This is a genomic window from Streptomyces sp. ISL-10, assembly GCF_018614575.1.
Classification (GTDB): domain Bacteria; phylum Actinomycetota; class Actinomycetes; order Streptomycetales; family Streptomycetaceae; genus Streptomyces.
Map to the genome: position 1 here is coordinate 1 of NZ_JAGGOJ010000006.1, position 24,037 is coordinate 24,037.

Sequence of the window (24,037 nt, forward strand, 5' to 3'; positions counted from 1 at the left end):
GCGGGGGCGGGGGGCGGGGGGAAACGAAACGGGGAAGACGAACGACGGCGGTCACCTCATGGGTGACCGCCGTCGGCGTGACAGGACTTCGGGTGCTGTTGGGGTGACGCTACTTCGTCGGCTTCTTGCCGGTGATGCCCAGGTGCACCAACAGCGCGAGATTCGGCTTCAGTTCGGCCTGCTTCACCCCCCAGGTGGTGAAGCCCTTCTGGTGCGAGGCGACCGCGGCGAGCATGGCCACGAGCGATCCGGCCATGGCGGCGGGACTCACGTCCTTGTCGACCTTGCCCTTGGACTGGAGCTCCTGCACCGCGTCGGTGAGGGAGTTGGTGACGGAGTTGAGGATCTTCATGCGGATCTTGTAGAACCGCTTGTCGCCCTCCGCCGCGCCGAGGTCGACGACGCGCAGGATGGCGTCGTTGCGGCGCCAGAAGTCCAGGAAACCCTCGACCAGTTGCTCCGCGGTCTGCCAGCCCGCCTTGCCGACCCAGGAGCGCCCGGAGACCAGCTCGGTCAACGAAGCGCCTTCCTTGGCCATTTCCTCGGCGATCTCGAGGACGGCGCCTTCCACGTCGGGGAAGTACTGGTAGAACGTGGCGGGTGAAGTGCCCGCTTTCCGGGCCACGTCGATGACCTTGACGTCCCGGTACGGCGAGGAGCTGAGCATCTCGCTGAGGCAGTCGAGCAGCTTCTGCCGCGTCGCCTGACCGCGTCGTCCGGCCACGCGGCCGTCGACGGTGCGTACTTGTCCTGTCATGCCGTCAGCTTACCGAGGGGTGATCGGCGCGCGATTCGGCCGACTGCAAATGGGGTGGGGGCGTGCGACGGCAATAGTGTTATCAACAGCCTGTGGACAACTTCGGTGGACAACTCATCGAGGCGGCCCGTCGCGCACGGTCACCGGACACCCCCGATGTCCCACCTTCTGTTCAATTGTTCGATTTCATTCCGCGCGCCCCGCGTCCTGCGACGTTAGCTTGATGTGACGGGCACCACACGGAAGGAATCACGTCCATGGCCGTATTCACCGAGGGCACGCCCTGCTGGGTGGACGCTTCCCTTCCCGACGTCGAGGCCGGCAAGCGCTTCTACGGCGAGCTCTTCGGCTGGACCTTCGCCGAGGGCGGCGGTGCCCCGCTCCCCGGCGGCGGCTCCCGCGGCCGGTATGCCGACGCCTACAGCGGCGGCCGCCTCGTCGCCGCCCTCACCCCCAAGCGAGACGGCCGTATGCCCACGGTCTGGGGCGTGTACCTGGCCACCCCCGATGCCGCCGCGCTCGCCCGCCGCATCGCCGCGGCCGGCGGACAGGTGATCAACGACCCGCTGCCGGTGGGCCCGGCGGGCACGGCCGCGGTCGTGGCGGATCCGGGCGGCGCGGTCTTCGGACTGTGGCAGGCGGGGGAGCGCACGGGCTTCGAGAAGCAGGGCGAGCCCGGCTCGTTCTGCTGGACGGAGGTCTACACGCGCGACAAGGAGCGCGTCGACGCCTTCTACGAAGGAGTCTTCGGCTTCCAGGGCACCGACCTGCCCGGCATCACCTCCAGCGACTTCCGCATGTGGTCTCCCGCGGGCACGGAACCGGGAGAGAGCACCGCCGTCGGCGGCCGCAGCGTGATCACCGACTCCCTTCCGGCGGAGATGCCCGGCCACTTCCTCGTCTACTTCTGCGTCCAGGACTGCGACGCGGCGGCCGAGACCGTGGCCCGGCTCGGCGGCCGGGTGCGGACGGCGCCGTTCGACATTCCGTACGGCCGGATCGCGGTCCTCACCGATGACCAGGGCGCGACCTTCGCCGTGCTGGCGGAGGCCAGGGCGGAACGGGAGGCGCCGGGTCGGGCGTCCGCCGGGACAGGAGCGGAGTCCGCCGAGACGGGGGCGGGCGCGCCGGAGGGGCCGCCGGTGCCCGGGCAGGACGAAGGACCGCTGGCCCGCCCCGCGCCGGAGCCGGGCATCGACCCGGGGCCGCGGCTCGACCCCGAGCTGCACCCCGAGGCCGAGTTCGGCCGTGCCCGCGGACCGGCTCCCGAGCGGGCCGGTGACGAGCCGGGGCCGGAGGTCCACGAGACCGGGGCGCGGCCCGCTTCCGGGCCGGAGACGCCGGCGCGGTCGGCTCCGGAGCCGCGTCCGACGTCGAAGCCCGGGCCTGGGCCGGTGCCTGCCCCGGAAACGCGGTCCACTTCCGAGGAGCCGGAGTCGGAGCCGGAACCCGACGATTCTTAGCGTCCCCCTGCGGTACGGGTCGAGCCGGAGCCGGATCCGGCGGCAGGCCCGGCAGGCCCGCAGGCCCGGTGCGGACGGCAGGCCCGGTGGGCCGGGTGCGGACGGCAGGTCCGGTGGGCCGGGTCGTCCGCCGGGAGCCGGGGCGGGGCGGCAGGCGCCTGAACGAGGCAGCAGGGCGTCGTTCCGCCGCTGGACGGTGAGCAACCAGGGGCGGCCGGTCCGCGTCCCCACCGAGTGCGGGCCGGTTGCGCCCGCCGACGTGTCCGAAACGGGGTGAGACACCCCGATCCGCCCCCGGGTTCGCAACCGCCGCCCCGGACAGGAAGAATCAGGGTGCTCACCGCAGACGGGCTCAATGGTGAGACCCTGCACGGGGCTGTAGATGACGGGCTCCCTTTCGACGGAGCCCGTACGGGGAGGTGGCACGCAAGTATGGAGCAGCTGACGCAGCACGACCCGAGACGGATCGGTCCGTTCGAGGTGCTGGGCCGGCTCGGTGCCGGCGGCATGGGACTGGTCTATCTCGCCCGGTCGGCGTCCGGCCGCCGGGTCGCGATCAAGACCGTGCGCACCGAGCTCGCCGAGGACCAGCTGTTCCGCGTCCGTTTCACGCGCGAGGTGGAGGCCGCCCGCGCGGTCAGCGGCTTCTACACGGCCGCCGTCGTCGACGCCGACCCGCGCGCCGCCGTGCCGTGGCTCGCCACCGCCTACGTACCCGCGCCCTCGCTCGAGGAGATCGTCAACGAGTGCGGGCCGCTGCCGGCCCAGGCCGTGCGCTGGCTCGCCGCGGGCATCGCCGAGGCCCTCCAGTCCATCCACGGTGCGGGCCTGGTCCACCGCGACCTCAAGCCCTCCAACGTGCTCGTCGTCGAGGACGGCCCCCGCGTCATCGACTTCGGTATCGCGTCCGGCGTCTCCAACACCCGCCTGACCATGACCAACGTCGCCGTCGGCACGCCCGCCTACATGTCGCCCGAGCAGGCCCGCGACTCGCGCAGCGTCACGGGTGCCAGCGACGTGTTCTCCCTCGGCTCCACCCTCGTCTTCGCCGCCACTGGCCACGCCCCCTTCCACGGTGCGAACCCGGTCGAGACCGTCTTCATGCTGCTGCGCGAAGGGCCCGACCTGGAGGGCCTGCCGGACGAGCTGCGCCCGCTGATCGATTCCTGCATGCAGATGGAAGCGGCCCGGCGGCCAACGCCCGAGGATCTTCAGGCCCAGCTCGCCCCGCATCTGTTCTCCTCCGGCGGCGACGACAGCGGCACGGCCTCCGCGTGGCTGCCCGGCCGTGCCACCGCGATGATCGAGGCCCGCCGCGGCGGCGGGCGCGCTCCGGCCCCCGCCGCCCGCCCGGCCGAGCCCTCCCGTCCCGCCCCCGTTCACCAGGCACCCCCGCCGCCCCCGGCACCGCCCGCTCCCGACCGCGAACCGGCCTGGCACGGTGCCGGCGACCCACGCTCCGGCCAGGTCCCCGCCCACTCCGGCGGCGGACCCGTACGGCTGGCAGGCGCCGCCGTGCCCATCGGGCCGGGGCTGCGCGCCGTCGGCGCCGGGCACGCGCCGGTCGCCGACGCGGGCCCCGCCACGGGCTGGATCCGCCCGCCGGGTGGGCTGAACGGCGCCGAGGCCGCGACCAGCGCCGTATCCGCACCGGTGCCCGCGCCCGCGCCGCCGCAGGAGAACGGGCCCGGGCACTGGCGTCCCTGGCGTTTTCGCATGTCGAACGATGTGTGGGGGACGCCCGTCGTCTCCGGCGACCTGTTGTACGTCACCTCCTTCGAGGTCCACGCACTCGACGTCGGCACCGGCCGCCGCCAGTTCAAGACCCGTGACGTCGCCTGGTCCATGGCCGTGGCGGGGGGCCGTATCCATGCCTCCGACGGGCCCACGCTGTACGCGCTCGACGCCGCGAGCGGCGGCGAACGCTGGCGGCTGCAGACCGACGCCTGGGTGTACTCCCTGAAGGCCGACCGCGGCACCGTGCTCACCGGCACCCGCGGTGGCGGCGTCCAGGCGTGGGAGGCGTCCAACGGCGAGAAGCTGTGGGAGACCACCGGCGCCCAGACCGACTTCGAGACCCCCGAGGCGGGGCCCGCGATCTTCGGCGACACCGTGTACGTGTGGAAGGACGCCCGGCTGCGGGCCCTGGAGGCCCGTACCGGTGACGAGCGCTGGTCGTACCCGGTGGGTGACGACGCGTCGTGCGGCAGTGTGCCCGTGCGCGTACAGCCGGCGCCCGACGGCTACGTCTATGTCTGCGCCGGCACGCGGGTCCTCGCCATCGAGGTCACCTCCGGCCTGGTGCGCTGGCACTTCGAGGCGCCCGCCGTCTTCCTCTCCCCGCCGGCGTTCGCGCCCGGGCCCGCCGTGACCGGCGGCGGCGTGTACCTGGCCGACTACCTCGGCACGGTGTACGCACTGGACGCCACCACCGGCAAGGACCGCTGGCGCATCGCCACCGAGCCCCGCCAGTCCATCGAGCCCGTGCTCGTCGCGGCCGGCAACATCCACGTCGGCAGCGGCAGCGCGCTCTACACCCTCGACGCCGTCACCGGGACACCGATGTGGCGGTTCGCGGCGGGCGGCGAGGTCGTCGGCACGCCGGTCGTCGCGGACGGCCGTGTGCACTTCGGCTCGGCCGACCATGTGCTGTACACCCTGGACGCGAGCGGCGGCCAACTCCGTTGGAAGCTGGCCACCGGCGGCGAGATCACCGGGTCGCCGGTCGCCCAGAACGGCGTCGTGTACGCGTGCAGCAGGGACCGCTGCGTCTACGCACTCGACGCGGCCAAGGGCACGGCGACGGGCCGCGCCACACGCTAGGTGGTGTCCCGCAGACCCTCGCCCGGCCCGCGACGCCCTGCACGCTCCCCCCACGGCCTCCGGCGTGGGAGGTGCCCCCACCCCGTAGCCCTGGCCGGGCACGGGAGGCGCCCCCACACTGCGTTGGCCGAAGCCGAGTAGCTCCGCTACGAGGGCCTTTGGCCGCCTTGCGCTCCCCCGCAGCCCTTCGGCACGGAGGTCCCCCAGCGCCGGGCATCGCGCGCACCCGCCCTGCGGCGGACGGCGATGCCGTGCGGACACTCCCAGAGCCTCCGCATGACATCCGGCTCCGGGCGCGCCCGGCCGCGGCCGCGTGTCCGGGACGTGTGGCCCGAAGCGCGCCCGCCACCGGCCGGAGCCGTGAATGCAGCCCCGTATCCCCGGCCTGCGCCGCACCGCGGACGCCGCGCCTCCACGCGCCTTGCACCGCATGCGGATGCCGCGCCTCCACGCGCCTTGCGCCGGGCCGGGGCGCATGGGTGCCGCATGGCGGGGTACTCGCGGCGGGCGTAGCGTCATGACCGAGAGCGGTCATGGCCGGAGCGGCTGACACAAGGAGGCCGGCGATGATCCGCAACGTCATCGGGTCGGTCCTCGCTCTCGCAGGGGCGACGGCCGCCGTATGGAGCCCCTTCCGTGACTGGTACGACGGCCGTCACGGACGCGACTACCGCGTCCAGGACCTCTTCAACGGCATCAGCGGCACCGACGGCCCGCTCGTCTCGTCGATCCTGCTGCCGCTCGCCTTCGGCGCGCTCATCACGCTGCTCGGCGTCCTTATGCGCTCCCGCCTGCTCGTCACCCTGTCCGGCCTTATCGTGCTCGGCTTCACCGTCCTGTGGATGGTCCGCCAGGGCCAGGCGGCGGGCAGTCTGACCGTCGGTGGCGACGGAGCCGGCCTCGGCACAGGCGTCGCACTCGCCGCGGGAGGCGGCGTCCTGCTGCTCGTCGCCGCCGTCGTGATGAGCGGCCGTCGGCGCGAGGAGGCGTACGACGAGGAGGTCCACGCCCCTCCGCAGGAGGACTGGGGGCCGTACGGACCCGACGCCACCGGACCCGTTCCCTACCGTGGCAACAGCTCTTACCCGCCCAGCCCCTACGACGACGGGCACGGTAGGGACGGCCCGCCGACGCTTCCCGCACCGCCCCGGCAGGACGAGCGCTGAGGCGGTCGTCCGCGGCGGATGCGGTGGGACGAGCGGTGCTCCGCGCGCTGCTAGGGTGACGTGCGCTCGTCAACGAGCCCATCTGCCGACACTTTCAACGGGGGTTGAAACGTGAAGATCCGTCATGTCCGCGCGCTCGCCGTCTTCGGAATCGCGCTCGTCGCTCTCACCGGGGCCCGCGGCTCCAGCGGCGGCGGCTGCGACAACAGCAGCAGCTCCAGCAGCTCCAGCTCCGGCGGCAGTGGCCACCGCGACGACGACAGCTCCAGCAGCACCGGCGGCGGTTCGCTGCCCGGCGGCGGCTCCAGCGCCGACAAGGCCGCGCGCGACGTCACCATCGACGAGTGCAAGTACGACACCGCGACCAAGAACCTCACGGCAAGGATCACCGTCACGAACAGTGGCGCGCTGGACTACGACTACGACGTCACCATGAAGTTCGTGGGCGCCACGGGCAGCTCCGTCGTCCCGGCCTCCGCGACCAAGACGGCGATCGCCGTTGCCGCGGGCGCCTCCGAGAGCGCCGTGCTCACCACCCCGTACGCCGGCTCCGGCGACGGCTCCGAGTACACCAAGTGCGAGGTCTCCCGCGCCTCCCGCAGCTGAAACCGGGCCGTTGAGCCGGGCCGTGGAAACCGGGTTGCTGAACCGGGCCGCTGAACCGGGCTCCCTCAGCGCAGTGTGAAACCGCCCTTGCCCCGCTCGCCCCTGCCCCGCCCGTCCGTGAAGAGCTCGGCCTGCCGCTCCGGTGGCAGGTTCCCGAGCACGACCAGGTGCGGGGCAAGGGCCAGCGCCCTCGCGCGTGCGGACTCCGTCGCCGCCCACAGCGCGCGCACGGTCCCCTGCACCGCGTCGGTCGGGTACGAGGCGATCACCGCGGCGGCCCGCAGCGCCGCCGCCACGGCCCCGCCCGGCTCGGTCAGCTCCGAGACCAGCCCCGTTTCGTACGCGCGCCGGGCCGACAGCCGCTCCGCCGTGCCCATCAGCGCCATCCGCGCCGCCTCGCCCGGCGGCATCCGCAGTGCCGTGTACGCCGACTCGTAAGCGCTGACCATCCCGTACGTCGTATGCGGATCGAAGAACGTCGCCTGCCGCGACGCCACCACGAACTCGCTCTCGCCGAGCAGGTAGAACGCCCCGCCGCAGGCCATGCCCTCCACCGCGGCGACGACCGGTTTCCACAGGTCGTTGGCCTTCGGGCCGATCCGCAGCAGCGGGTCGTCCACGGAGTACGGGGACGAGGGCTGCGGCACCTCGGCCGTACGGTCGATGCCCGTGCAGAACGCCGCGGTCCCCGCACCCGTCACGACCGCCGCGCGCACCGTGTCGTCGAACCGGAACCGCTGCCAGACAGCGGCCAGTTCACCGGCCATGGCGAGGTCGATCGCATTGTGCTTCGCGGGCCGGTCGAGAGTCACGAGCGCCACCCCCGCGTCCCGGTCGGTCTCCGCCCGGACGTTCACGGCCGCTCCAGCAGCCAGCGGGGGACGCCCGTGCGGTCGAACGCCACGCTGACGGCGGCCCCGATGCGCAGCCGCCCCGGGTCCACGGAGTCCAGCCGCGCGTCCGGCGAGGCGACGACGTTGCCGACGAGGCGGATGCGGGGCGCGTCGCACAGCTCGACGAGGACCACGTTGTACGGGGCCTGGTCGGCGTAGTCGGGCAGGAGCGGCGGGTGGGGGACCACGAAGGACCAGATCCGGCCGTGGCCGGACACCGGCCGCCACTCGCTGTCGAAGGAGCCGCAGTGCGGGCAGCACGGGCGGGGCGGGAAACGCAGCTCGCCGCAGGTGGGGCGGGCACAGGACTGGACGCGCAGCTCCCCGCGGGCGGCGTACTCCCAAAAGCGGGCGCCGTCGTCGTCGACCACTGGTGCGAGCATCTCAACTCCTCAGCAGAAGGGCCGATGTGGGCACGCCCTCGCCCGCCGTGACCAGGCACGTCGTCGCGCCCGCCACCTGCGCGGTCGATGTGCCCCGCAGCTGCTTCACACCCTCGTTGATCAGGTTGAAGCCGTGCACGTACGCCTCGCTCAGCCCGCCGCCGCCGGTGTTGACCGGCAGTCTGCCCCCGATCTCCAGCGCACCGCCCTCGGTGAACGCCGCGCCCTCGCCCCGACCGCAGAAGCCGTAGCCCTCCAGCGAGAGAGGGATCAGCGGCGTGAACGCGTCGTAGATCTGGGCCACGTGAATGTCGCCGGGGCCGAAGTCGGCCTGTTTCCACAGCTGTCGGGCCGCGGTCCAGGCCGGTCCGGTGAGCGGGTCCTCGTTCCAGTAGTTGACCATCCCGTGGTGCTGGGCGGGCAGGCCCTGGGCGACGGAGTGGACGTACACCGGTCGGCGCCGGCAGTCGCGTGCGCGCTCGGCTCCGACGACGACGCAGGCCAGGGCCCCGTCCGTCTCAAGGCAGTTGTCGAACAGGCACAAGGGTTCGCTGATCCACCGGGCCGTCATGTACATCTCGCGGGTCAGCGGCCGGTCGTACATGATCGCGGCCGGGTTCTGGTTGGCCCGGTTGCGGCAGGCGAGGGCGACGTTGAAGAAGTGGTCGCGGGTCGCGCCGTACTGGTGCATGTAGCGGCGGGCGAGCATGCCGATCTCGTCGGCGGGCCGCAGCAGTCCGAAGGGGCGCGTCCACTGGGCGGGGGTCGGCAGCTGTGTGCCGGTGTTCTTCCAGGGCCGGGGGCCGCTGCCGCGCTTCCGCGACCGCCAGGCGACGCCTACGCTCGCCTGGCCGGTGGCGATCGCGGCGGCGAGATGGGCGACGGTGGCGCAGGAGCCGCCGCCGCCGAAGCCCACCCGGCTGAAGAAGGTGACGTCCCCGGCGCCGATGGCCTTCGCCACCTCGACCTCGTCCGTCTCCTCCATCGTGTACGCGGCGAAGGCGTCGACCTCGGCAGGGGCGATGCCCGCATCGTCGAGGGCGGCGAGTACCGCCCGGCAGGCCAGGGTCTTCTCCGAATCGGGGAGGCGCTTGGCGAAGTCGGTCTGTCCGATGCCGGCGATGACTGCCCGGTCCTTGAGGGTCGCCATGCGGGGGAGCGTACAGCTAATCTGACGTACCGTCAGCAACTCGGCCGGGAGGGGCGTGCGATGGGGCGACGACAGGGCGACGTGGAGTGGGGAACCGTCCCTGAGCTGGTGCGTGCGGCCGCCGAGCGGTACGGACAGCGGGAGGCGGTCGTCGAGGGCCGCAGCCGGATCCCTTACGCCGAGCTGGGCGAGCGCGTCGAACGCGCGGCCGCCGCCTGCATGGCCGCGGGCGTCGTCAAGGGAGACCGGGTCGCCATCTGGGCGCCCAACACCCTCGACTGGATCGTCTCCGCTCTGGGCGCGGTCACCGCGGGCGCCGTCCTCGTACCGCTCAACACCCGCTTCAAGGGCAGGGAGGCCGCCGGCGTGCTCCAGCGCTCCGGCGCCCGGCTCCTGTTCGTCACCGGCACCTTCCTCGGCACCTCCTACGTCGCCTCCCTGCGGCGCGCGGACGTGGAACTGCCCGCCCTGGAACAGGTCGTGGTGTTCGCCGACAGCGCGCCGGACGATCTCCGCTACCGCACCTGGAAGGACTTCCTCGCCGGTGGCGACACGGTGACCGGTGCCGAGGTCCGCGCCCGCGCGGCCTCGCTCACCCCCGCCGACCCCTCCGACATCATCTACACCTCGGGCACCACCGGCCGCCCCAAGGGCGCGGTCATCACCCACGCCCAGACCCTGCGCTGCTACGACTTGTGGAGCGAACTCGCCGGCCTGCGCGAGGGCGACCGCTACCTGATCGTGAACCCGTTCTTCCACACCTTCGGCTACAAGGCGGGCATCATCGCCTGCCTCACCCGCGGCGCGACGATGGTGCCCCAGCCCGTCTTCACCGCGGACACGGTCCTCGCCAACATCGCCGCCGAACGGATCTCGGTCCTGCCCGGACCGCCGACCCTGCACCAGTCGCTGCTCGACCATCCCGCCCGGGAGACGTACGACCTGTCCGCCCTCCGCCTCGTCGTCACCGGCGCGGCAGTCGTCCCTCTCCGCCTCGTGGAACGCCTCCGTGGCGAACTCGGCATCGACACGGTCCTCACCGCCTACGGCCTGTCGGAGGCGAGCGGCATCGTCACGATGTGCCGCCGTGGGGACGACCCGTCGGTGATCGCCACGACCTCGGGCCGCGCGATCCCCGGCACGGAGATCCGCGTCGCGGCCGCCCCGGGCGAGCCGGGCGAGGTCCTGATCCGCGGACACAACGTGATGCGCGGCTACTTCGAGGACCCGGCCGGAACGTCCCGCGCCGTCACCCCGGACGGCTGGCTCCGCACGGGAGACGTGGGCGTCCTCGACCCCGCGGGCAACCTGCGCATCACGGACCGGATCAAGGACATGTACATCGTCGGCGGCTTCAACGCCTACCCGGCCGAGATCGAGCAACTGCTCGGCCTGCATCCCGACATCGCCGACGTCGCGGTCATCGGCGTCCCCGACGCCCGCCTCGGCGAGGTCGGCAAGGCGTACGCGGTCCGCCGCCCCGGCGCGACGCTGACGGCGGACGACCTGATCGCCTGGTCACGCCGTGCGATGGCGAACTACAAGGTCCCGCGGCAGGTGGAGTTCGTGCCGGAACTGCCGCGCAACGCGAGCGGGAAGGTGGTGAAGGGGGAGCTGCGGGTGCGGCACGGGAAGTGAGGGAGCCCGGACATGCCACGGCCGCGGCGGCTCCCCCTCCGCGCCGCCGCGGCCGTTCCCCGTCGTGGGTGGCTCAGTCCCGCGGGGGCGCCGGGATGTGGTTGTCCATCGTGATGATGGCCCCGTCCTGCGGCGGCGTGGGGATGTGGTTGTCCATCGTGCTGATGGTGTCGTCCTGCGGCGGCGCGGGGATGTGGTTGTCCATCGTGGTGAAGGCCCCGTCCCGCGGGGGCGCGGGGATGTGGTTGTCCATCGTGGTGAAGGCCCCGTCCCGCGGCGGCGCGGGGATGTGGTTGTCCATCGTCGTGATCTCTTCGCGCTTCTGCTCGTTCGTGCTCATTGCTGTCCCCCATGGGATCGTGCTGATGTCAGAAGGCGCCTTCCGCCCGGAGACTCCCCCGAGGGCCGCCGGACGGAAGGCCAGTGGACCTTTCGGTCCCGGTGATCCGTCTGCCCCCCGACGCGACGGATCGACTGCCGTTGACTATGTCGGACGAGCATAAACAAACGCTGAACGCGCAGGAGGGGACTTTTGTCAGGCTGCTGCGAGAGGTGACAGCAGTGCCCGGACCTGCTCCGCCTCATCGGCTCCCACGAGCTCGTAGACCGTGAGCGCCTCTCGCCAGCACGCGCGGGCGCGGTCCGTCTGGCCGAGGGCAGCAAGGGCCCGGCCCAACGTCGTCAGGACGTTGCCCCGCATCCGGTCGCCGCCGATGCAACCGCTTGCGAGGGCCTGTTCTGCGTGCTGCGCGGCGGTGGCCGGCTTGAGTATCCGCAAGTAGGAATCCGCGATGCGGAAGTGGGTTGTCCCTTCCCACAGCCGCTGCCGATCGCTGGCGAAGATGTCCAGGGCTTCCGAGAACTGCTCCAGGGCCTCGGTGTGACGGCCCGCGTGCGTGAGTGCGACTCCGAGTGCGTACATGCCGTTGGCCAGCCGCACGGTGAGACCCATCGCGTCGTAGATGGCGATGCCCTGCTGCGCGAGGTCTATGGCGCTGGCCGTGCGGCCGAGCAGCAGGTGCACCCGGGAGAGGTTGCACAGCGCGGTCGCCGCCCCGGGCAGGTTGTCGTCGGCCCGGTAGCCCTCGACGGCCTTGAGGAGGTGTTGTTCCGCGTCCTCGTAGCGGGCCTGGGTGAAGGCGATGATTCCGCGGTCGTTGTCCGACCAGGAGACGGGTGCGGTGTCGCCGGACGAGACCGCCAGCAGCCGGGCGCTGCGCGCCTCGTCGTCGGCGTCCTTGTACCGGCCCGCGACCAGGTGCGAGTTGGCGAGGGTGGTCCTGGCCCGTCCCTCCGCGAGGGCATCCCCGGCGGCGCGCGCGGCGTCCCGGGCGGCGAGCGCAGCCGACTCGTACTGCTTCGCATTCGCGCCGGATTCGGCGAGGTCCTTGGCCGCCCAGAGCAGGTCCACCGCTCGACGGAGCCCCACGCCGTGCGTGGCCTGCCGTGCGCACGCCAGGAGGCAATTCGCCTCGGCGTAGAGCCAGTCGAGAGCTTCCTGGCGCTCGGTGAACGACAGCCCCGCGTCCCCCGTCGGCTCCAGGTGGGCCACCAACCGGTCCCCCGGGCGCTCGATGGCGAACACCCGCGCCGCCGTCCCCAGGTAGAAGTCCAGCAGCCGCGACAGCGCCGCCGCGCGCTCCTGCGGGGGCTGTTCGTCCCTCTCGGCGCATGCACGCGCGTAGAGCCGCACCAGGTCGTGGTAGCGGTACCTGCCCGGGGCCGCCGACTCCAGCAGGGACGTGTCGACCAGGGCCTCCAGCAGGTCCTCCGTCTCGTGGAGGGGGAGCGCCAGCACCGCCGCGGCAGCCGCCAGCGACATGTCCGGGCCGTCCGCCAGGCCCAGTAGGCGGAAGGCGCGGGCCTGGGCCGGCTCCAGCTGGCCGTAGCCCAGTTCGAACGTGGCCTTCACCGCCAGGTCGCCCGCCTGGAGTTCGTCCAGCCTGCGGCGCTCGTCCGCGAGCTTGGCCGCGAGGACGGAGACGGTCCAGGTGCGGCGCGCGGCGAGGCGGGACGCCGCGATACGGATGGCCAGCGGCAGGAACCCGCACGCCGCCACGACGTCCAGCGCCGCCTCCCGCTCCGCACGCACTCGCTCCTCGCCCACGATCCGCGTGAAGAGCTGGAGCGCTTCCTCCGGTGACATCACGTCCAGGTCGACCAGGTGCGCGCCCGCGAGGTCCACCATGCGCACCCGGCTGGTGATCAGCGCCGCGCACCCGGCCGTGCCGGGCAGGAGGGGCCGGATCTGGGCGGCGTCGCGCGCGTTGTCCAGCAGGACCAGCACCCGGCGTCCGTCCAGCGCCGAGCGGTACAGCGCGGCCCGCTCGTCCAGCGTGTCCGGGATCGCGGAGTCCGCTGTGCCCAGAGCGCGCAGGAACGCGCCGAGCACCGTCTCCGGTTCGGCAGCCCTGTTCCCCGCGCCCTGGAGGTCCACGTACAGCTGACCGTCCGGGAAATGCCTGCGCGCCTGGTGGGCGACGTGCACCGCCAGTGTCGTCTTGCCGACGCCCCCGATGCCCGCGAGGGCGGAGACGGCCATCACCGACCCCTCGGCAGCGGCCAGTTGGTCGCCGAGCTCCCGCACGAAGGAGGCTCGCCCGGTGAAGTCCGGCACCGTCGCGGGCAGTTGCGCGGGCCGTGTGACCTGCGGAACGGGCGACGGCTCCTCGACCGGCCTGGCCAGCTCCGCGTCCGCCTCCAGGATGCGCTGTTGCAGACGCGCCAGCTCGGGCCGCGGGTCGACGCCCAGTTCGTCGGCGAGCAGGCGCCGGGTGTCGGCGTAGACGGCCAGCGCCTCCGCCTGGCGGCCGCTGCGGTACAGCGCGAGCATCAGCAGCTCCCGCAGCCGCTCGCGCAGCGGGTGCGCGGCGGTGAGCGCGGTCAGCTCCGAGACGGCCTCTGCGTGGCAGCCGACCTCCAGGTCCAGGTCGAGGCGGGTCTCGAGCAGTTGCAGACGCCACTCCTCCAGCCGGGCGCGCTCGTTCTCCGCGTACGGCCCGGGGACGTTGGCCAGCGGTTCGCCGTCCCAGAGTCCGAGCGACTTGTTGATCAGAGTGCGTGCCTGGCAACGGTCGCCGCCCGCGCGGGCCTTGTCCGCCTCCACGGCGAGTTCCTGCGCCACGGCGAGGTCGAGGGCGTCGCGCCCGACCCGCAGGGCGTAACCCCCGGACTCGCTCACCAGCGCGTCGGCGGGCAGGGACTTGCGCAGCCTGGAGGCATACGTACGGACGGCGGCGAGCGCCTGCGAGGGCGGTTCATCGCCCCAGATCGCGTCGATCAGCTGGGCCGCCGTCGCGGTCCGTCCATCGCGCAGCAACAGCGCGGCCAGCAGGGCGCGTTGCTGCGGCGAGCCGGGCGGCAGGGTCTGGGCGCCACGCCTGACCCGTACCGGTCCGAGCACGCTGAAGTGAAGCTGGGCCGCGTCGTTTGCGCTGCCGCTGTGCAGCGGAGCGCGCTGATTCGGTACGCGTGGCCCGCTGTCACGGTCCATTGGCTGCCCCCTGCCCGTACTGCCGGAAATCGCCCTCGACAGTCTGCCCTGAAGGGGGCGGCCCCGTCAGCAGCGGGGCACCTCGGTCTCCCGCCTGCCCGTGTGAGCCTCGTCCCAACCCTGATCAGGGACGATAGACCGTTCCGGGCTCCGGCTCGGCGGGTGCGAGGAGTTCGGGGACCGTGACGAAGGTGTAACCGCGCTTCTTCAGCTCCGCGATGATGCCGGGGACGGCGGGGACGGTTCCGTCGTAGATGTCGTGGAGCAGGATGATGCCGTCGCGTCCGGCCTGGTCGAGTATGCGCTTCTCGATGAGCGCGGAGTCGGTGGTCGAGTAGTCCTTGGCGGTGGCGCTCCACAGGATCTGGGAGAGGCCGAGCTCCTTGCTGACGGCGGTCACGTCGTCGTTGACACGGCCCTGGGGCGGACGCATCAGTGTGGGCTTCGTGCCGGTGATGTCGGCTATGGCGTCCTGGGTGCGGCCCAGTTCGTCGCGTATCTCGTCCTTGCTGAGCTCGTCGAGCCGCCGGTGGGTCCAGGTGTGGTTGGCGACCTCGTGGCCCTCGGCGGCGAGGCGGCGTACCACGTCCGGGTGCTTGAGCACGTGGTTCTTGCCGAGGAGGAAGAAGGTGGCGTGGACCTTCTCCTTCTTGAGGATGTCCAGCAGCCGCGGAGTGTCCTTGCCGGGGCCCGCGTCGAAGGTGAGGGCGATGCACTTGGCCTTCTCGCAGTCCACGGCCGGCCCGGCCCCGACGCCCTTGCCGCTGCCGCCCCCTGACGTGGCGCCCTGCGAGGAGGCGTTGTCGCGGGCGTCCGCGCGGGCGTCGGCCGGTGCGGTGGTGTCCATCGAGCAGCCGCCGAGGACGAGGGCGAGTGAGACGGCGGCGAGCGCGGAGACAACCCGCGGCCTGCGTATGTGCGTCTTGACGGGCATGACGAGGTTCCCCCTGCGTGGTGGTCGCGGCGTGCGGCGGTGTGCCGCTGGTCTGCCGTGTGGTCCGAGCCTGCCTGCGGCTCGCACTATACACACCATGTATACGCGTGGTGTATAGCTGACCCTCAGCGAGGGTCGTGCGGAGTTGCTGACGAGTCGTCAGATCGGCGCTACGGTGAATCCATGGAGACCTTCCCCAAGATCATCTCGGTGGACGATCACACGGTGGAGCCCCCCAATGTCTGGCGGGACCGGCTCCCGTCGAAGTACCGCGACATCGGCCCGCGCATCGTCCGGGCCCCGCTGAAGGAGATGACCTTCCTCGGCGGAAAGTTCTCCCCGGTCATGGGGACGCCCGGCGACGAAGGCCCCATCGGCGACTGGTGGGTGTACGAGGACCTGCACCGGCCCCTGACCCGGCTCGACACCGCCGTCGGCTGCGACCGCGACGAGATCCGGCTGGAGATCATCACGTACGAGCAGATGCGGCCCGGTTCGTACGGCGTCCCGGACCGGCTCGCCGACATGGACGTCAACCACGTCCAGTCGGCGCTCTGCTTCCCCACCTTCCCCCGTTTCTGCGGCCAGACCTTCACCGAGGCCGCCGACCGCGAGCTCGGGCTGCTGGGGGTGCGGGCGTACAACGACTGGATGGTGGAGGAGTGGTGCGGCCCCGAGGCGCGCGGCCGGCTGATCCCGCTCACCCTCGTCCCGCTGTGGGACGCCCGTCTCGCCGCCGACGAGGTGCGGCGCAACGCGGCGCGTGGCGTGCGCGCCGTCGCCTTCTCCGAGATACCCCCGCACCTCGGGCTGCCCTCGATCCACACCGACGACTGGGACCCCTTCCTCGCGGCGTGCGACGAGACCGGCACGGTCGTCGCCATGCACATCGGCTCCTCCAGCCGTATGCCGTCCACCTCGGCGGACGCGCCGCCCGCGGTCGGCTCCACGATCACCTTCGCCAACTGCTGTTTCTCCATGGTCGACTGGCTGATGAGCGGCAAGTTCGAGCGCTTCCCGAACCTGCGGATCATGTACGCGGAGGGCCAGATCGGCTGGATCCCCTACATCCTGGAACGGGCCGACGTGGTCTGGGAGGAGAACCGCGCCTGGGGCGGCGTCGCCGACAAGGTCACGCGCCCGCCCTCCGAGCTGTTCGCCGAGCACGTGTACGGCTGCTTCTTCGACGATGCGTTCGGCCTGCGCAACCTCGACGCGATCGGGGCGGGCAACGTGCTGTACGAGACGGACTACCCGCACTCGGACTCGACGTGGCCGAAATCCAAGGAGGTCGGCGAGTCCCAGATGGGCCACCTGCCACCGGAAGTGGTGAACCGCATCGTGCGCGGCAACGCCATCGAGCTGCTGGGCCTGACGGAGGACGGGCTCTGGCCGGGGGCGTGAGCCCGGACCGGGCCGACGGGAGCCGCGTGGCGGGCGTCAGCCTTCGGCCGGCGCCTGGAACCCGGTGGTGTCGACGTGGCAGTCGAACGGCCGTATCCACCAGGGAGGCCTTCGCGCACGGGCCGGGCCGCTACCGGGACGCGCTGCGGACCGGCACCATCGGGGCATGACGCTCTCCATCGCCGAAGCCGACAAGATCCTCGCCGACAACTTCGCACCCTGGGTCCTCCAACTCGGGCTGTCCGTCCAGGAGGCGGGCGAGCTGCATGCCGTACTGCGGCTGCCCTGGTCCGACCTGCTGGCCCGGGAGGGCGGGGGGCTGAGCGGGCAGGCGCTGATGGCCGCCGCCGACACCGCGACCGTGATCGCCGTGTCGTCCGCCCGCGGCGGCTTCGTCCCCATGACCACGGTCCAGCAGTCCACCACCTTCCAGCGGGCCGTCGTCGGCGCCGACGTACTCGTCGAAGCGCGGATCACCAAGCTCGGCAAGCGCATGGCGTTCGCTGACATCACCATGACTGCTGAGGGAGCGCAGGAGCCGGCGGCACGGGCGTCGACGGTGTACGCGCTGATGGGCTGACGTGCGGGCGGCGGGCCTCTTGCCTGTTGCCGCCGCAGCGATGACGATGACCCCCACGCAGTTTATGACGGTCCGTCAGGTGCGAGGGAGTCCCCATGGTGGTGTACGGGATGCAGCTTCCGGTCCAGTCGCAGAGCAGCCTCTACGCGGAGCCCTGGGAGGCCGAGGCGGGCCCGGACGACCTCGCGGAGATCGCCCGCACTGCCGACCGGGCGGGCTTCGCGTACGTCGCCACCTGCGACCACGTCGCGATCCCGCGCCGGCTCGCCGACGCCATGTCCACCGTCTGGTACGACCCCGTCGCCACGCTGTCCTTCCTCGCGGCCGCCACGGAGCGGGTCCGTCTGCTCAGTCATGTCGCTGTCGTCGGCCTGCGCCACCCCTTGCTGACCGCCAAGCAGTACGCGACCCTCGACCACCTCTCCGGCGGGCGGCTGGTCCTCGGCGTCGGCGCCGGGCACGTACGGGAGGAGTTCGACGCGCTCGGTGTCGACTTCGACGACCGCGGATCCCTGCTGGACGAGACGGTCGACGCGCTGAGGGTCGCGCTCGGCCCGGGGGAGTACCCGGAGTTCACCGGGGAGCGCTTCTCGTTCGCCGGGCTGGGGCAGCGGCCCCGGCCCGCCCAGGAGCGCATACCGCTCTGGGTCGGCGGCTCCTCGCCCGCCGCCGTGCGCCGTGCCGCTCTCAAGGGCGACGGCTGGCTGCCGCAGGGCGACCCGCGCGACCGGCTGCCCGCGCAGATCGCCCGCATCAGGGCGCTGCGCGAGCGGGCCGGCATCGAGGCGCCCTTCGTGATCGGCGCCATCACCGAACCGCTCTACGTCGGCGAACCGGCCTGGCGCACCGGTCGCAGGACCCTGACCGGCAAGCCGCAGGCCCTCGCCGATTCGCTGCGTGCGTACGCGGGGACGGGCGTGGACCAGATCCAGGTCCGCTTCCGCAGCCGGAGCGCGGCCGAACTGACGGACCAGATGGCGGCGTTCGCCGCCGAAGTGGCCCCCCACCTCGAATGACCAGGGAGTCGGCATGGGCAAGCTGGACGGACGCGTCGTGTTCATCACCGGGGCCGCGCGCGGGCAGGGCGAGGCGGAGGCGCGGCTCTTCACGGCGGAGGGCGCCCGCGTGGTCCTCGCCGACGTCCTGGACGAGCAGGGCGCGACGCTCGCCGAGGAGCTGGGGGCTCTCTACGTCCACCTGGACGTGAGCCGGGAGGACGACTGGACCGCGGCCGTCGCCGCCGCCAAGGACGCCTTCGGCGGGATCGACGGGCTGGTCAACAACGCGGGCATCCTGCGCTTCAACGAGCTGGTCAGCACGCCGCTGGAGGAGTTCCAGCTGATCACGCAGGTGAACCAGGTGGGCGCGTTCCTCGGGATCAGGGCGCTCGCCCCCGAGATCGAGGCGGCGGGCGGCGGGACGATCGTCAACACCGCCTCGTACACGGCCCTGACCGGTATGGCGTACGTCGGCGCGTACACGGCCTCCAAGCACGCGATCCTCGGCCTGACCAGGGTCGCCGCCCTGGAGCTCGCCGCGCGGGGGATACGGGTCAACGCCGTGTGCCCGGGGGCCGTGGACACCCCGATGAGCAATCCGGACGGTACGGATCCGGGCGCGATCGAGGAGCTGTACCGCACCCTCGTGCCGATGGGCCGGGTCGGGCGGCCGGAGGAGATCGCGCGGCTCGCGCTCTTCCTGACCGGCGAGGACTCCTCGTACATCACGGGCCAGCCGTTCGTCATCGACGGGGGATGGCTCGCGGGAGTCAGCGTGCTGTGACGGGCCGTCAGGTATTGACGCGCCCCAGGGGCGGTGGAACAGTCGGAGCCATCCTGATCTGACGGAGCGTCAGAAATCGATTGGGCGGTGAACCCCCGTGGAATTCGGCATCTTCGTACAGGGATACCTCGGCAAGCGCGCCGAGACCGATCCGCTCGCCGAGCACAAGGCGCTGATGGAGGAGACCGAGTACGTCATCCAGGCGGACAAATCCGGGTTCAAGTACGCCTGGGCCTCCGAGCACCACTTCCTGGAGGAGTACTCCCACCTGTCGGCCAACGACGTCTTCCTCGGCTACCTCGCGCACGCCACGGAGCGCATCCACCTGGGATCGGGGATCTTCAACCCCCTCGCGCCCGTCAACCACCCGGTCAAGGTCGCCGAGAAGGTCGCGATGCTCGACCACCTGTCGGAGGGACGCTTCGAGTTCGGCTCGGGCCGGGGCGCCGGCTCGCACGAGATCCTCGGGTTCATGCCGGGCATCACCGACATGAACCACACCAAGGAGATCTGGGAAGAGACGATCTCCGAGTTCCCCAAGATGTGGCTCCAGGACGAGTACGCGGGCTTCCAGGGCAAGCACTGGTCCCTGCCGCCGCGGAAGGTCCTGCCCAAGCCGTACGGGAAGGCCCACCCGCCCATGTGGTACGCGGCCGGGTCGCCCTCCTCGTATGCGATGGCGGGCCGGAAGGGCCTCGGCGTGCTGGGCTTCAGCGTCCAGAAGGTCTCGGACATGGAGTGGGTCGTCGAGTCGTACAAGACGGCGGTCGCGGAGGCGAATGCGGTCGGCGCCTTCGTCAACGACAACGTGATGGTGACGTCGACGGCGATCTGCGCGGAGACGCACGACAAGGCGGTCGAGATCGCGGTCGGTGGCGGGCTGAACTACCTGCAGTCGCTGCTGTTCCGCTACCACGACACCTTCCCGCGGCCGGAGGGGATCCCCGAGTGGCCGGAGCTGCTGCCGGAGTACACGGCGGAGATCATCGAGCTGCTGATAGCGGAGGAACTGATGATCTGCGGCGACCCGGGCGAGGTCCTCCAGCAGTGCAAGAGGTGGGAGCAGGCGGGGGCGGACCAACTGTCCTTCGGGCTGCCGATCGGGATTTCGTACGAGGACACGATGACGACGATCCGCCTGATCGGCCACCACGTGATCCCCCAGATCGACACGGACCCGGTGCACCGGACGACCCGCTTCCGCGAGTCTGCGCCGCCCGGATGAGACCGGGCCGGGCACTGGGGCTCCGCCCCGGACCACGCGCCTCGAACGCAGGCGAGGCCGGGTTCCGCTGCACGCAATCAGCCTGTCCGGGGCTACTCCCCCTGGCTTCGCCGGGGGACCCCCACCCACGGCCGCCGGGCCGTAGGCGAGATGGAGTGCACCGCGCGAGGCGCGGTACGGGGTCCGGGGCTTGCCCCGGCTCGGGAAAGGGCGGGTAGGGGAGACCCCCGCCCCCACAGACCGCGGGTGGCGTCTTCCCGGACCGCCATCCGCGTCCCGCCCGGCCGGAGGGCGTCGCGTTCGCGGCCGGACGCCACGCCCTCCGACCGGGCCACGACCCGTCGGGACGCGCGCAGCGGGAACGGGCCGTGCTCGCCCGTCGGGACGCGCACCCGGGAACGGGCCGTGCTCGCCCGTCGGGACGCGCACCGGGAACGGGCCGTGCTCGCCGTCGGGACGCCCACCGACACCAGGCCAGGACCCGCCTGCCATGCCCGCTCAACGTCACCGCCAGAAGGGACGACGCCCCATGCTCGACCATCTCGTCCGGAACGCGACTGTCGTCGACGGGAGCGGCGGGCCCGCCTACGCCGCCGACGTCGGCATCCGCGGCGGCCGCATCGCCGTCATCGCGCCGCCCGGCAGCCTCACCGAGGACGCCCGGAGCCGAGAGGACGCCACCGGACTCGTCCTGGCCCCCGGCTTCGTCGATCCGCACACGCACTACGACGCCCAGCTGTTCTGGGACCCGTACGCCACGCCCTCCCTCAACCACGGCGTCACCACCGTCGCGGGCGGCAACTGCGGTTTCACCCTGGCCCCGCTCAACCCCGCCCGGCCCGAGGACGCCGACTACACCCGGCGCATGATGTCCAAGGTCGAAGGCATGTCCCTGGTGGCCCTCGAACAGGGCACGCCGTGGACATGGCACACTTTCGGCGAGTACCTGGACGCCCTCGACGGGCGGACGGCCGTCAACGCCGGGTTCATGGTGGGGCACTGCGCCCTGCGCCGCCACGTCATGGGCCCGGACGCCGTCGGGGGGCAGCCCACGCCAGCACAGCTCCGGCAGATGACCGGTCTTCTCCACGACGCCATGGACGCGGGCGCCTGGGGCCTGTCCACCACCCAGTCGTCCACGCACTCGGACGGCGACGGGCGGCCCGTCGCCTCCCGGCACGCCGGGCGTGACGAGCTCATCGCGCTGTCGAGGGCCGTGGGGGAGCACGAGGGCACCCAGCTGGAGGCCATCGTCGCGGGCTGCCTCGACCGGTTCGCGGACGAGGAGATCGACCTCCTCGTCGAGATGAGCGCCGCGGCCGGGCGGCCCCTCAACTGGAACGTCCTCACCATCGACGCCGCCGTCCCCGAGCGCGTACCGCGCCAGCTCGTACCGAGCGAGCGCGCCCGGAAGGCCGGTGGGCGGATCGTCGCGCTCACCATGCCGATCCTGACGCCCATGAACATGTCGCTCGGCACGTTCTGCGCGCTCAACCTTCTGCCCGGCTGGGGCGAGATCCTCGGCCTGCCGGTCCCCGAGCGGATCGCGAAGCTGCGTGATCCGGCGGTACGGGCGGAGATGCTGCGGCGCGCGGACTCCGAGGAGGCCGGCGTCTTCCGGCGGCTCGCCGACTTCGGCCGGTACGTGATCGGGGACACGTACGCGAAGGAGAACGACTGCCTGACCGGACGGGTCGTGCAGGACATCGCCGCCGAACGCGGCCAGGATGCCTTCCGGTGCCTCGTCGAGATCTGCGCCGACGACGAGCTGCGGACGGTCCTGTGGCCGATGCCCCCCGACAACGATCCGGCGTCCTGGGCCCTGCGGGCGGAGACCTGGCAGCACGAGGACGTCCTGCTCGGCGGGTCCGACGCGGGCGCGCACCTGGACCGGATGTGCGGGGCGCCGTACACGACGCGGTTCCTCGGCGACTGTCTGCGCGGCCGCGGGCTCCTCGGCCTCGAGCAGGCGGTCAGGATGCTGACGGACGACCCGGCGCGGCTGTTCGGCCTGCGGGAGCGCGGCCGGATCCAGGAGGGCTGGCACGCGGACCTCGTCCTCTTCGACCCCGAGCGCATCGATGCCGGGCCCGCGCGTCTGGTGCACGACCTCCCCGGGGACAGTCCGCGGCTGGACGCGAAGGCGATCGGCATCGTGTCCGTCCGGGTCAACGGCGTCGAGACCATCAGGGACGACCGGGTCACCGGGGCCGTGCCGGGCATCGTGCTGCGCTCGGGACGGGACACGAGGACGGTGACGACGCGATGAGACCGCAGAAGCTGTTCATCGGCGGCGCGTGGGTCGAGCCGGACCTCGGCCACTACGAGGTGATCGACCCGGCCACGGAGGAGGCCGTCGGTCTCGCGCCCGAGGCGAGCCGCGCCCAGGTGCACCAGGCCGCCGCCGCGGCCCGCGAGGCGTTCGCCGCCTGGTCGCGGACGAGGCCGGAGGAACGCGCGGCGGTCCTGGACCGGGCCGCGGACCTCGTCCGGCGGGACGTCGAGGCGCACACCGCGCTCGCCCGCGCGGAGAGCGGCGCGACCACGGCCACCGCCCGCGGTATGCAGGTCACCGTCGCCGCGGCCCGCTTCCGCCGCTATGCCCGGGGCGCGCTGGAGCCGGTCGAACAGCCGCTGCTGCCGCAGATCAGCACGGCAGGCCCGATGGGGAGTGCGGGAGTGTTCGGCGCCGTCGCCGTGCGCCGCCCGGTCGGTGTCGTCACCTGCGTCACGTCGTACAACAACCCCTGGGCCAACCCGGCCGGCAAGGTCGCGCCGGCGCTCGCTGCGGGCAACACGGTCGTCGTGAAACCCGCGCCGCAGGATCCGCTGTCGGTCTACCGGATGGCCGAGGCGCTTCAGGAGGCCGGTGCCCCGCCCGGCACGGTGAACGTGGTCACCGGCTGCGCACCCGAGGTCGGAGAGGCCGCCGTCGACTCCCCGGACGTCGACATGGTGAGCTTCACCGGCTCGACGGCGGTCGGGCAGCGGATCGCGCAGGTGTGCGGCCGGGACATGAAGCGCCAGTTGATGGAGCTCGGCGGCAAGGGCGCGGCCCTCGTCTTCGACGACGCGGACGTGGAGTCGGCGGTGCGCGGTATCGGGACGACGTTCTCCTTCTACAGCGGACAGATCTGTACGGCTCCGACGCGTGTCCTCGCGCAGCGGGGTGTCTACGAACAGGTGGTGGCGGGCCTCGCCGCGTATGCCGGGCGGCTCAGGATCGGCGATCCGGCCGACCCGGCGACGGTGGTCGGCCCGCTGATCTCGGCCGCGCACCGCGAGCGGGTGGAGGCGTATGTCGAGCTGGGCCGCAAGGAGGGCGCCCGCCTGGTCGTGGGAGGCGGGCGGCCGGCGTTCGACAGGGGTTTCTACGTCGCACCGGCGCTGTTCGCCGAGTGCACCAACGACATGCGCGTGGTGCGGGAGGAGATCTTCGGTCCGGTGGTGGTCGTGGTCCCCTTCGACGACGAGGAAGAGGGCGTGGCTCTCGCCAACGACAGTGACTACGGCCTGATCGACTACGTCTGGTCGGGCGATGTGGCGCGCGCGTTCCGGGTGGCGGGCGAGTTGCGGGTGGGCGGGGTGGGGGTGAACACGGTCGGCCGGAACATGGAGGCGCCGTTCGGCGGGTTCAAGCGGAGCGGCGTCGGGCGGGACGTGGGGTCGTATGCGCTGCACGCGTACAGCGAGTTGCAGGCGGTGGTGTGGCCGGGGTGAGGACGGCCGCCGAACCTGCG

At 72.3% G+C, this 24,037-nt stretch carries 18 protein-coding genes and 1 pseudogene; 12 read left to right on the plus strand and 7 right to left on the minus strand.

Features of this window, described 5'->3' with window-relative positions; translation table 11 throughout:
• Positions 1-109: 109 nt before the first annotated feature.
• A complete protein-coding gene (locus tag J7E88_RS06240) occupies positions 110-757 on the minus strand; it encodes a TetR family transcriptional regulator (RefSeq protein WP_215178213.1) in 648 nt (215 codons plus the stop codon).
• A 257-nt stretch (positions 758-1,014) separates the two neighbouring features.
• Here J7E88_RS06240 and J7E88_RS06245 point away from each other — a divergent pair.
• From J7E88_RS06245 to J7E88_RS06260, 4 genes and pseudogenes are all read left to right on the plus strand, one after another.
• Positions 1,015-1,806: pseudogene (locus J7E88_RS06245) on the plus strand (VOC family protein); the annotation flags it as partial.
• A gap of 846 nt (positions 1,807-2,652) precedes the next feature.
• Positions 2,653-5,043 carry a PQQ-binding-like beta-propeller repeat protein gene (locus J7E88_RS06250; RefSeq protein ID WP_215178214.1) on the plus strand — a complete coding sequence of 797 codons (2,391 nt, stop codon included), beginning with the start codon at positions 2,653-2,655 and terminating at the stop codon, positions 5,041-5,043.
• A gap of 566 nt (positions 5,044-5,609) precedes the next feature.
• A complete protein-coding gene (locus J7E88_RS06255) occupies positions 5,610-6,209 on the plus strand; it encodes a hypothetical protein (protein WP_251022239.1) in 600 nt (199 codons plus the stop codon).
• A 111-nt stretch (positions 6,210-6,320) separates the two neighbouring features.
• Entirely contained in the window at positions 6,321-6,815 is a 495-nt protein-coding gene (locus J7E88_RS06260) for a hypothetical protein (protein ID WP_215178216.1), read from the plus strand.
• A gap of 65 nt (positions 6,816-6,880) precedes the next feature.
• Here the strand turns inward: J7E88_RS06260 and J7E88_RS06265 are convergent, their stop codons facing one another.
• Genes J7E88_RS06265 through J7E88_RS06275 form a run of 3 tightly spaced genes read right to left on the minus strand, consistent with a single transcriptional unit; the run spans position 6,881 to position 9,241 of the window.
• The gene (locus J7E88_RS06265; RefSeq protein ID WP_215178218.1) at positions 6,881-7,672 is read right to left on the minus strand and encodes an enoyl-CoA hydratase/isomerase family protein; all 792 of its coding nucleotides are present in this window, start codon (positions 7,670-7,672) and stop codon (positions 6,881-6,883) included.
• Positions 7,669-8,091, minus strand: a complete 423-nt coding sequence (locus J7E88_RS06270; protein WP_215178220.1) for a Zn-ribbon domain-containing OB-fold protein — start codon at positions 8,089-8,091, stop codon at positions 7,669-7,671. The genes J7E88_RS06265 and J7E88_RS06270 overlap by 4 nt, the downstream gene beginning before the upstream one ends.
• A 1-nt stretch (position 8,092) precedes the next feature.
• Positions 8,093-9,241 carry a lipid-transfer protein gene (locus tag J7E88_RS06275; RefSeq protein WP_215178222.1) on the minus strand — a complete coding sequence of 383 codons (1,149 nt, stop codon included), beginning with the start codon at positions 9,239-9,241 and terminating at the stop codon, positions 8,093-8,095.
• A gap of 60 nt (positions 9,242-9,301) precedes the next feature.
• Between J7E88_RS06275 and J7E88_RS06280 the strand changes: the two genes are divergently transcribed.
• A complete protein-coding gene (locus tag J7E88_RS06280) occupies positions 9,302-10,879 on the plus strand; it encodes a FadD3 family acyl-CoA ligase (RefSeq protein WP_215178224.1) in 1,578 nt (525 codons plus the stop codon).
• 73 nt (positions 10,880-10,952) lie between these two features.
• On the opposite strand, the gene J7E88_RS06285 is transcribed toward J7E88_RS06280, so the two are convergent.
• The 3 genes from J7E88_RS06285 to J7E88_RS06295 all read right to left on the minus strand — a co-directional run bounded on the left by J7E88_RS06285 (position 10,953) and on the right by J7E88_RS06295 (position 15,306).
• Complete coding sequence (locus J7E88_RS06285; RefSeq protein WP_215178225.1) at positions 10,953-11,219, minus strand: hypothetical protein; 267 nt, start codon at positions 11,217-11,219, stop codon at positions 10,953-10,955.
• Positions 11,220-11,414: 195 nt separating this feature from the next.
• Positions 11,415-14,372 carry a BTAD domain-containing putative transcriptional regulator gene (locus J7E88_RS06290; RefSeq protein WP_215178226.1) on the minus strand — a complete coding sequence of 986 codons (2,958 nt, stop codon included), beginning with the start codon at positions 14,370-14,372 and terminating at the stop codon, positions 11,415-11,417.
• A gap of 124 nt (positions 14,373-14,496) precedes the next feature.
• Positions 14,497-15,306, minus strand: a complete 810-nt coding sequence (locus tag J7E88_RS06295) for a polysaccharide deacetylase family protein (protein ID WP_215178227.1) — start codon at positions 15,304-15,306, stop codon at positions 14,497-14,499.
• A 183-nt stretch (positions 15,307-15,489) separates the two neighbouring features.
• On the opposite strand from J7E88_RS06295, the gene J7E88_RS06300 reads away from it, so the two are divergent.
• The 7 genes from J7E88_RS06300 (at position 15,490) to J7E88_RS06330 (ending at position 24,017) form a co-directional block, all read left to right on the plus strand.
• Positions 15,490-16,710 carry an amidohydrolase family protein gene (locus J7E88_RS06300; protein WP_215178228.1) on the plus strand — a complete coding sequence of 407 codons (1,221 nt, stop codon included), beginning with the start codon at positions 15,490-15,492 and terminating at the stop codon, positions 16,708-16,710.
• Positions 16,711-16,876: 166 nt separating this feature from the next.
• Positions 16,877-17,290, plus strand: a complete 414-nt coding sequence (locus J7E88_RS06305) for a PaaI family thioesterase (RefSeq protein ID WP_215178229.1) — start codon at positions 16,877-16,879, stop codon at positions 17,288-17,290.
• A gap of 95 nt (positions 17,291-17,385) precedes the next feature.
• A complete protein-coding gene (locus J7E88_RS06310; protein WP_215178230.1) occupies positions 17,386-18,306 on the plus strand; it encodes an LLM class F420-dependent oxidoreductase in 921 nt (306 codons plus the stop codon).
• 13 nt (positions 18,307-18,319) lie between these two features.
• Positions 18,320-19,072: an SDR family NAD(P)-dependent oxidoreductase gene (locus J7E88_RS06315; RefSeq protein ID WP_215178232.1), complete on the plus strand. Its 753-nt coding sequence runs from the start codon at positions 18,320-18,322 to the stop codon at positions 19,070-19,072.
• A gap of 97 nt (positions 19,073-19,169) precedes the next feature.
• Positions 19,170-20,297, plus strand: coding sequence for an LLM class flavin-dependent oxidoreductase (locus J7E88_RS06320; RefSeq protein ID WP_215178234.1), 1,128 nt, complete (start codon positions 19,170-19,172; stop codon positions 20,295-20,297).
• A gap of 529 nt (positions 20,298-20,826) precedes the next feature.
• Positions 20,827-22,566: an amidohydrolase family protein gene (locus J7E88_RS06325; protein ID WP_215178236.1), complete on the plus strand. Its 1,740-nt coding sequence runs from the start codon at positions 20,827-20,829 to the stop codon at positions 22,564-22,566.
• Positions 22,563-24,017: an aldehyde dehydrogenase family protein gene (locus J7E88_RS06330; protein ID WP_215178238.1), complete on the plus strand. Its 1,455-nt coding sequence runs from the start codon at positions 22,563-22,565 to the stop codon at positions 24,015-24,017. Before J7E88_RS06325 ends, J7E88_RS06330 begins: the two co-directional genes overlap by 4 nt.
• Positions 24,018-24,037 lie beyond the last annotated feature (20 nt).

Coding starts and splice junctions, on each gene's coding strand:
- J7E88_RS06315 (WP_215178232.1), top strand. CDS start 18,320: ATGGGCAAGCTGGACGGACGCGTCGTGTTCATCACCGGGGCCGCGCGC.
- J7E88_RS06310 (WP_215178230.1), top strand. CDS start 17,386: ATGGTGGTGTACGGGATGCAGCTTCCGGTCCAGTCGCAGAGCAGCCTC.
- J7E88_RS06300 (WP_215178228.1), top strand. CDS start 15,490: ATGGAGACCTTCCCCAAGATCATCTCGGTGGACGATCACACGGTGGAG.
- J7E88_RS06325 (WP_215178236.1), top strand. CDS start 20,827: ATGCTCGACCATCTCGTCCGGAACGCGACTGTCGTCGACGGGAGCGGC.
- J7E88_RS06255 (WP_251022239.1), top strand. CDS start 5,610: ATGATCCGCAACGTCATCGGGTCGGTCCTCGCTCTCGCAGGGGCGACG.
- J7E88_RS06250 (WP_215178214.1), top strand. CDS start 2,653: ATGGAGCAGCTGACGCAGCACGACCCGAGACGGATCGGTCCGTTCGAG.
- J7E88_RS06240 (WP_215178213.1), bottom strand. CDS start 757: ATGACAGGACAAGTACGCACCGTCGACGGCCGCGTGGCCGGACGACGC.
- J7E88_RS06330 (WP_215178238.1), top strand. CDS start 22,563: ATGAGACCGCAGAAGCTGTTCATCGGCGGCGCGTGGGTCGAGCCGGAC.
- J7E88_RS06290 (WP_215178226.1), bottom strand. CDS start 14,372: ATGGACCGTGACAGCGGGCCACGCGTACCGAATCAGCGCGCTCCGCTG.
- J7E88_RS06285 (WP_215178225.1), bottom strand. CDS start 11,219: ATGAGCACGAACGAGCAGAAGCGCGAAGAGATCACGACGATGGACAAC.
- J7E88_RS06275 (WP_215178222.1), bottom strand. CDS start 9,241: ATGGCGACCCTCAAGGACCGGGCAGTCATCGCCGGCATCGGACAGACC.
- J7E88_RS06270 (WP_215178220.1), bottom strand. CDS start 8,091: ATGCTCGCACCAGTGGTCGACGACGACGGCGCCCGCTTTTGGGAGTAC.
- J7E88_RS06280 (WP_215178224.1), top strand. CDS start 9,302: ATGGGGCGACGACAGGGCGACGTGGAGTGGGGAACCGTCCCTGAGCTG.
- J7E88_RS06305 (WP_215178229.1), top strand. CDS start 16,877: ATGACGCTCTCCATCGCCGAAGCCGACAAGATCCTCGCCGACAACTTC.
- J7E88_RS06295 (WP_215178227.1), bottom strand. CDS start 15,306: ATGCCCGTCAAGACGCACATACGCAGGCCGCGGGTTGTCTCCGCGCTC.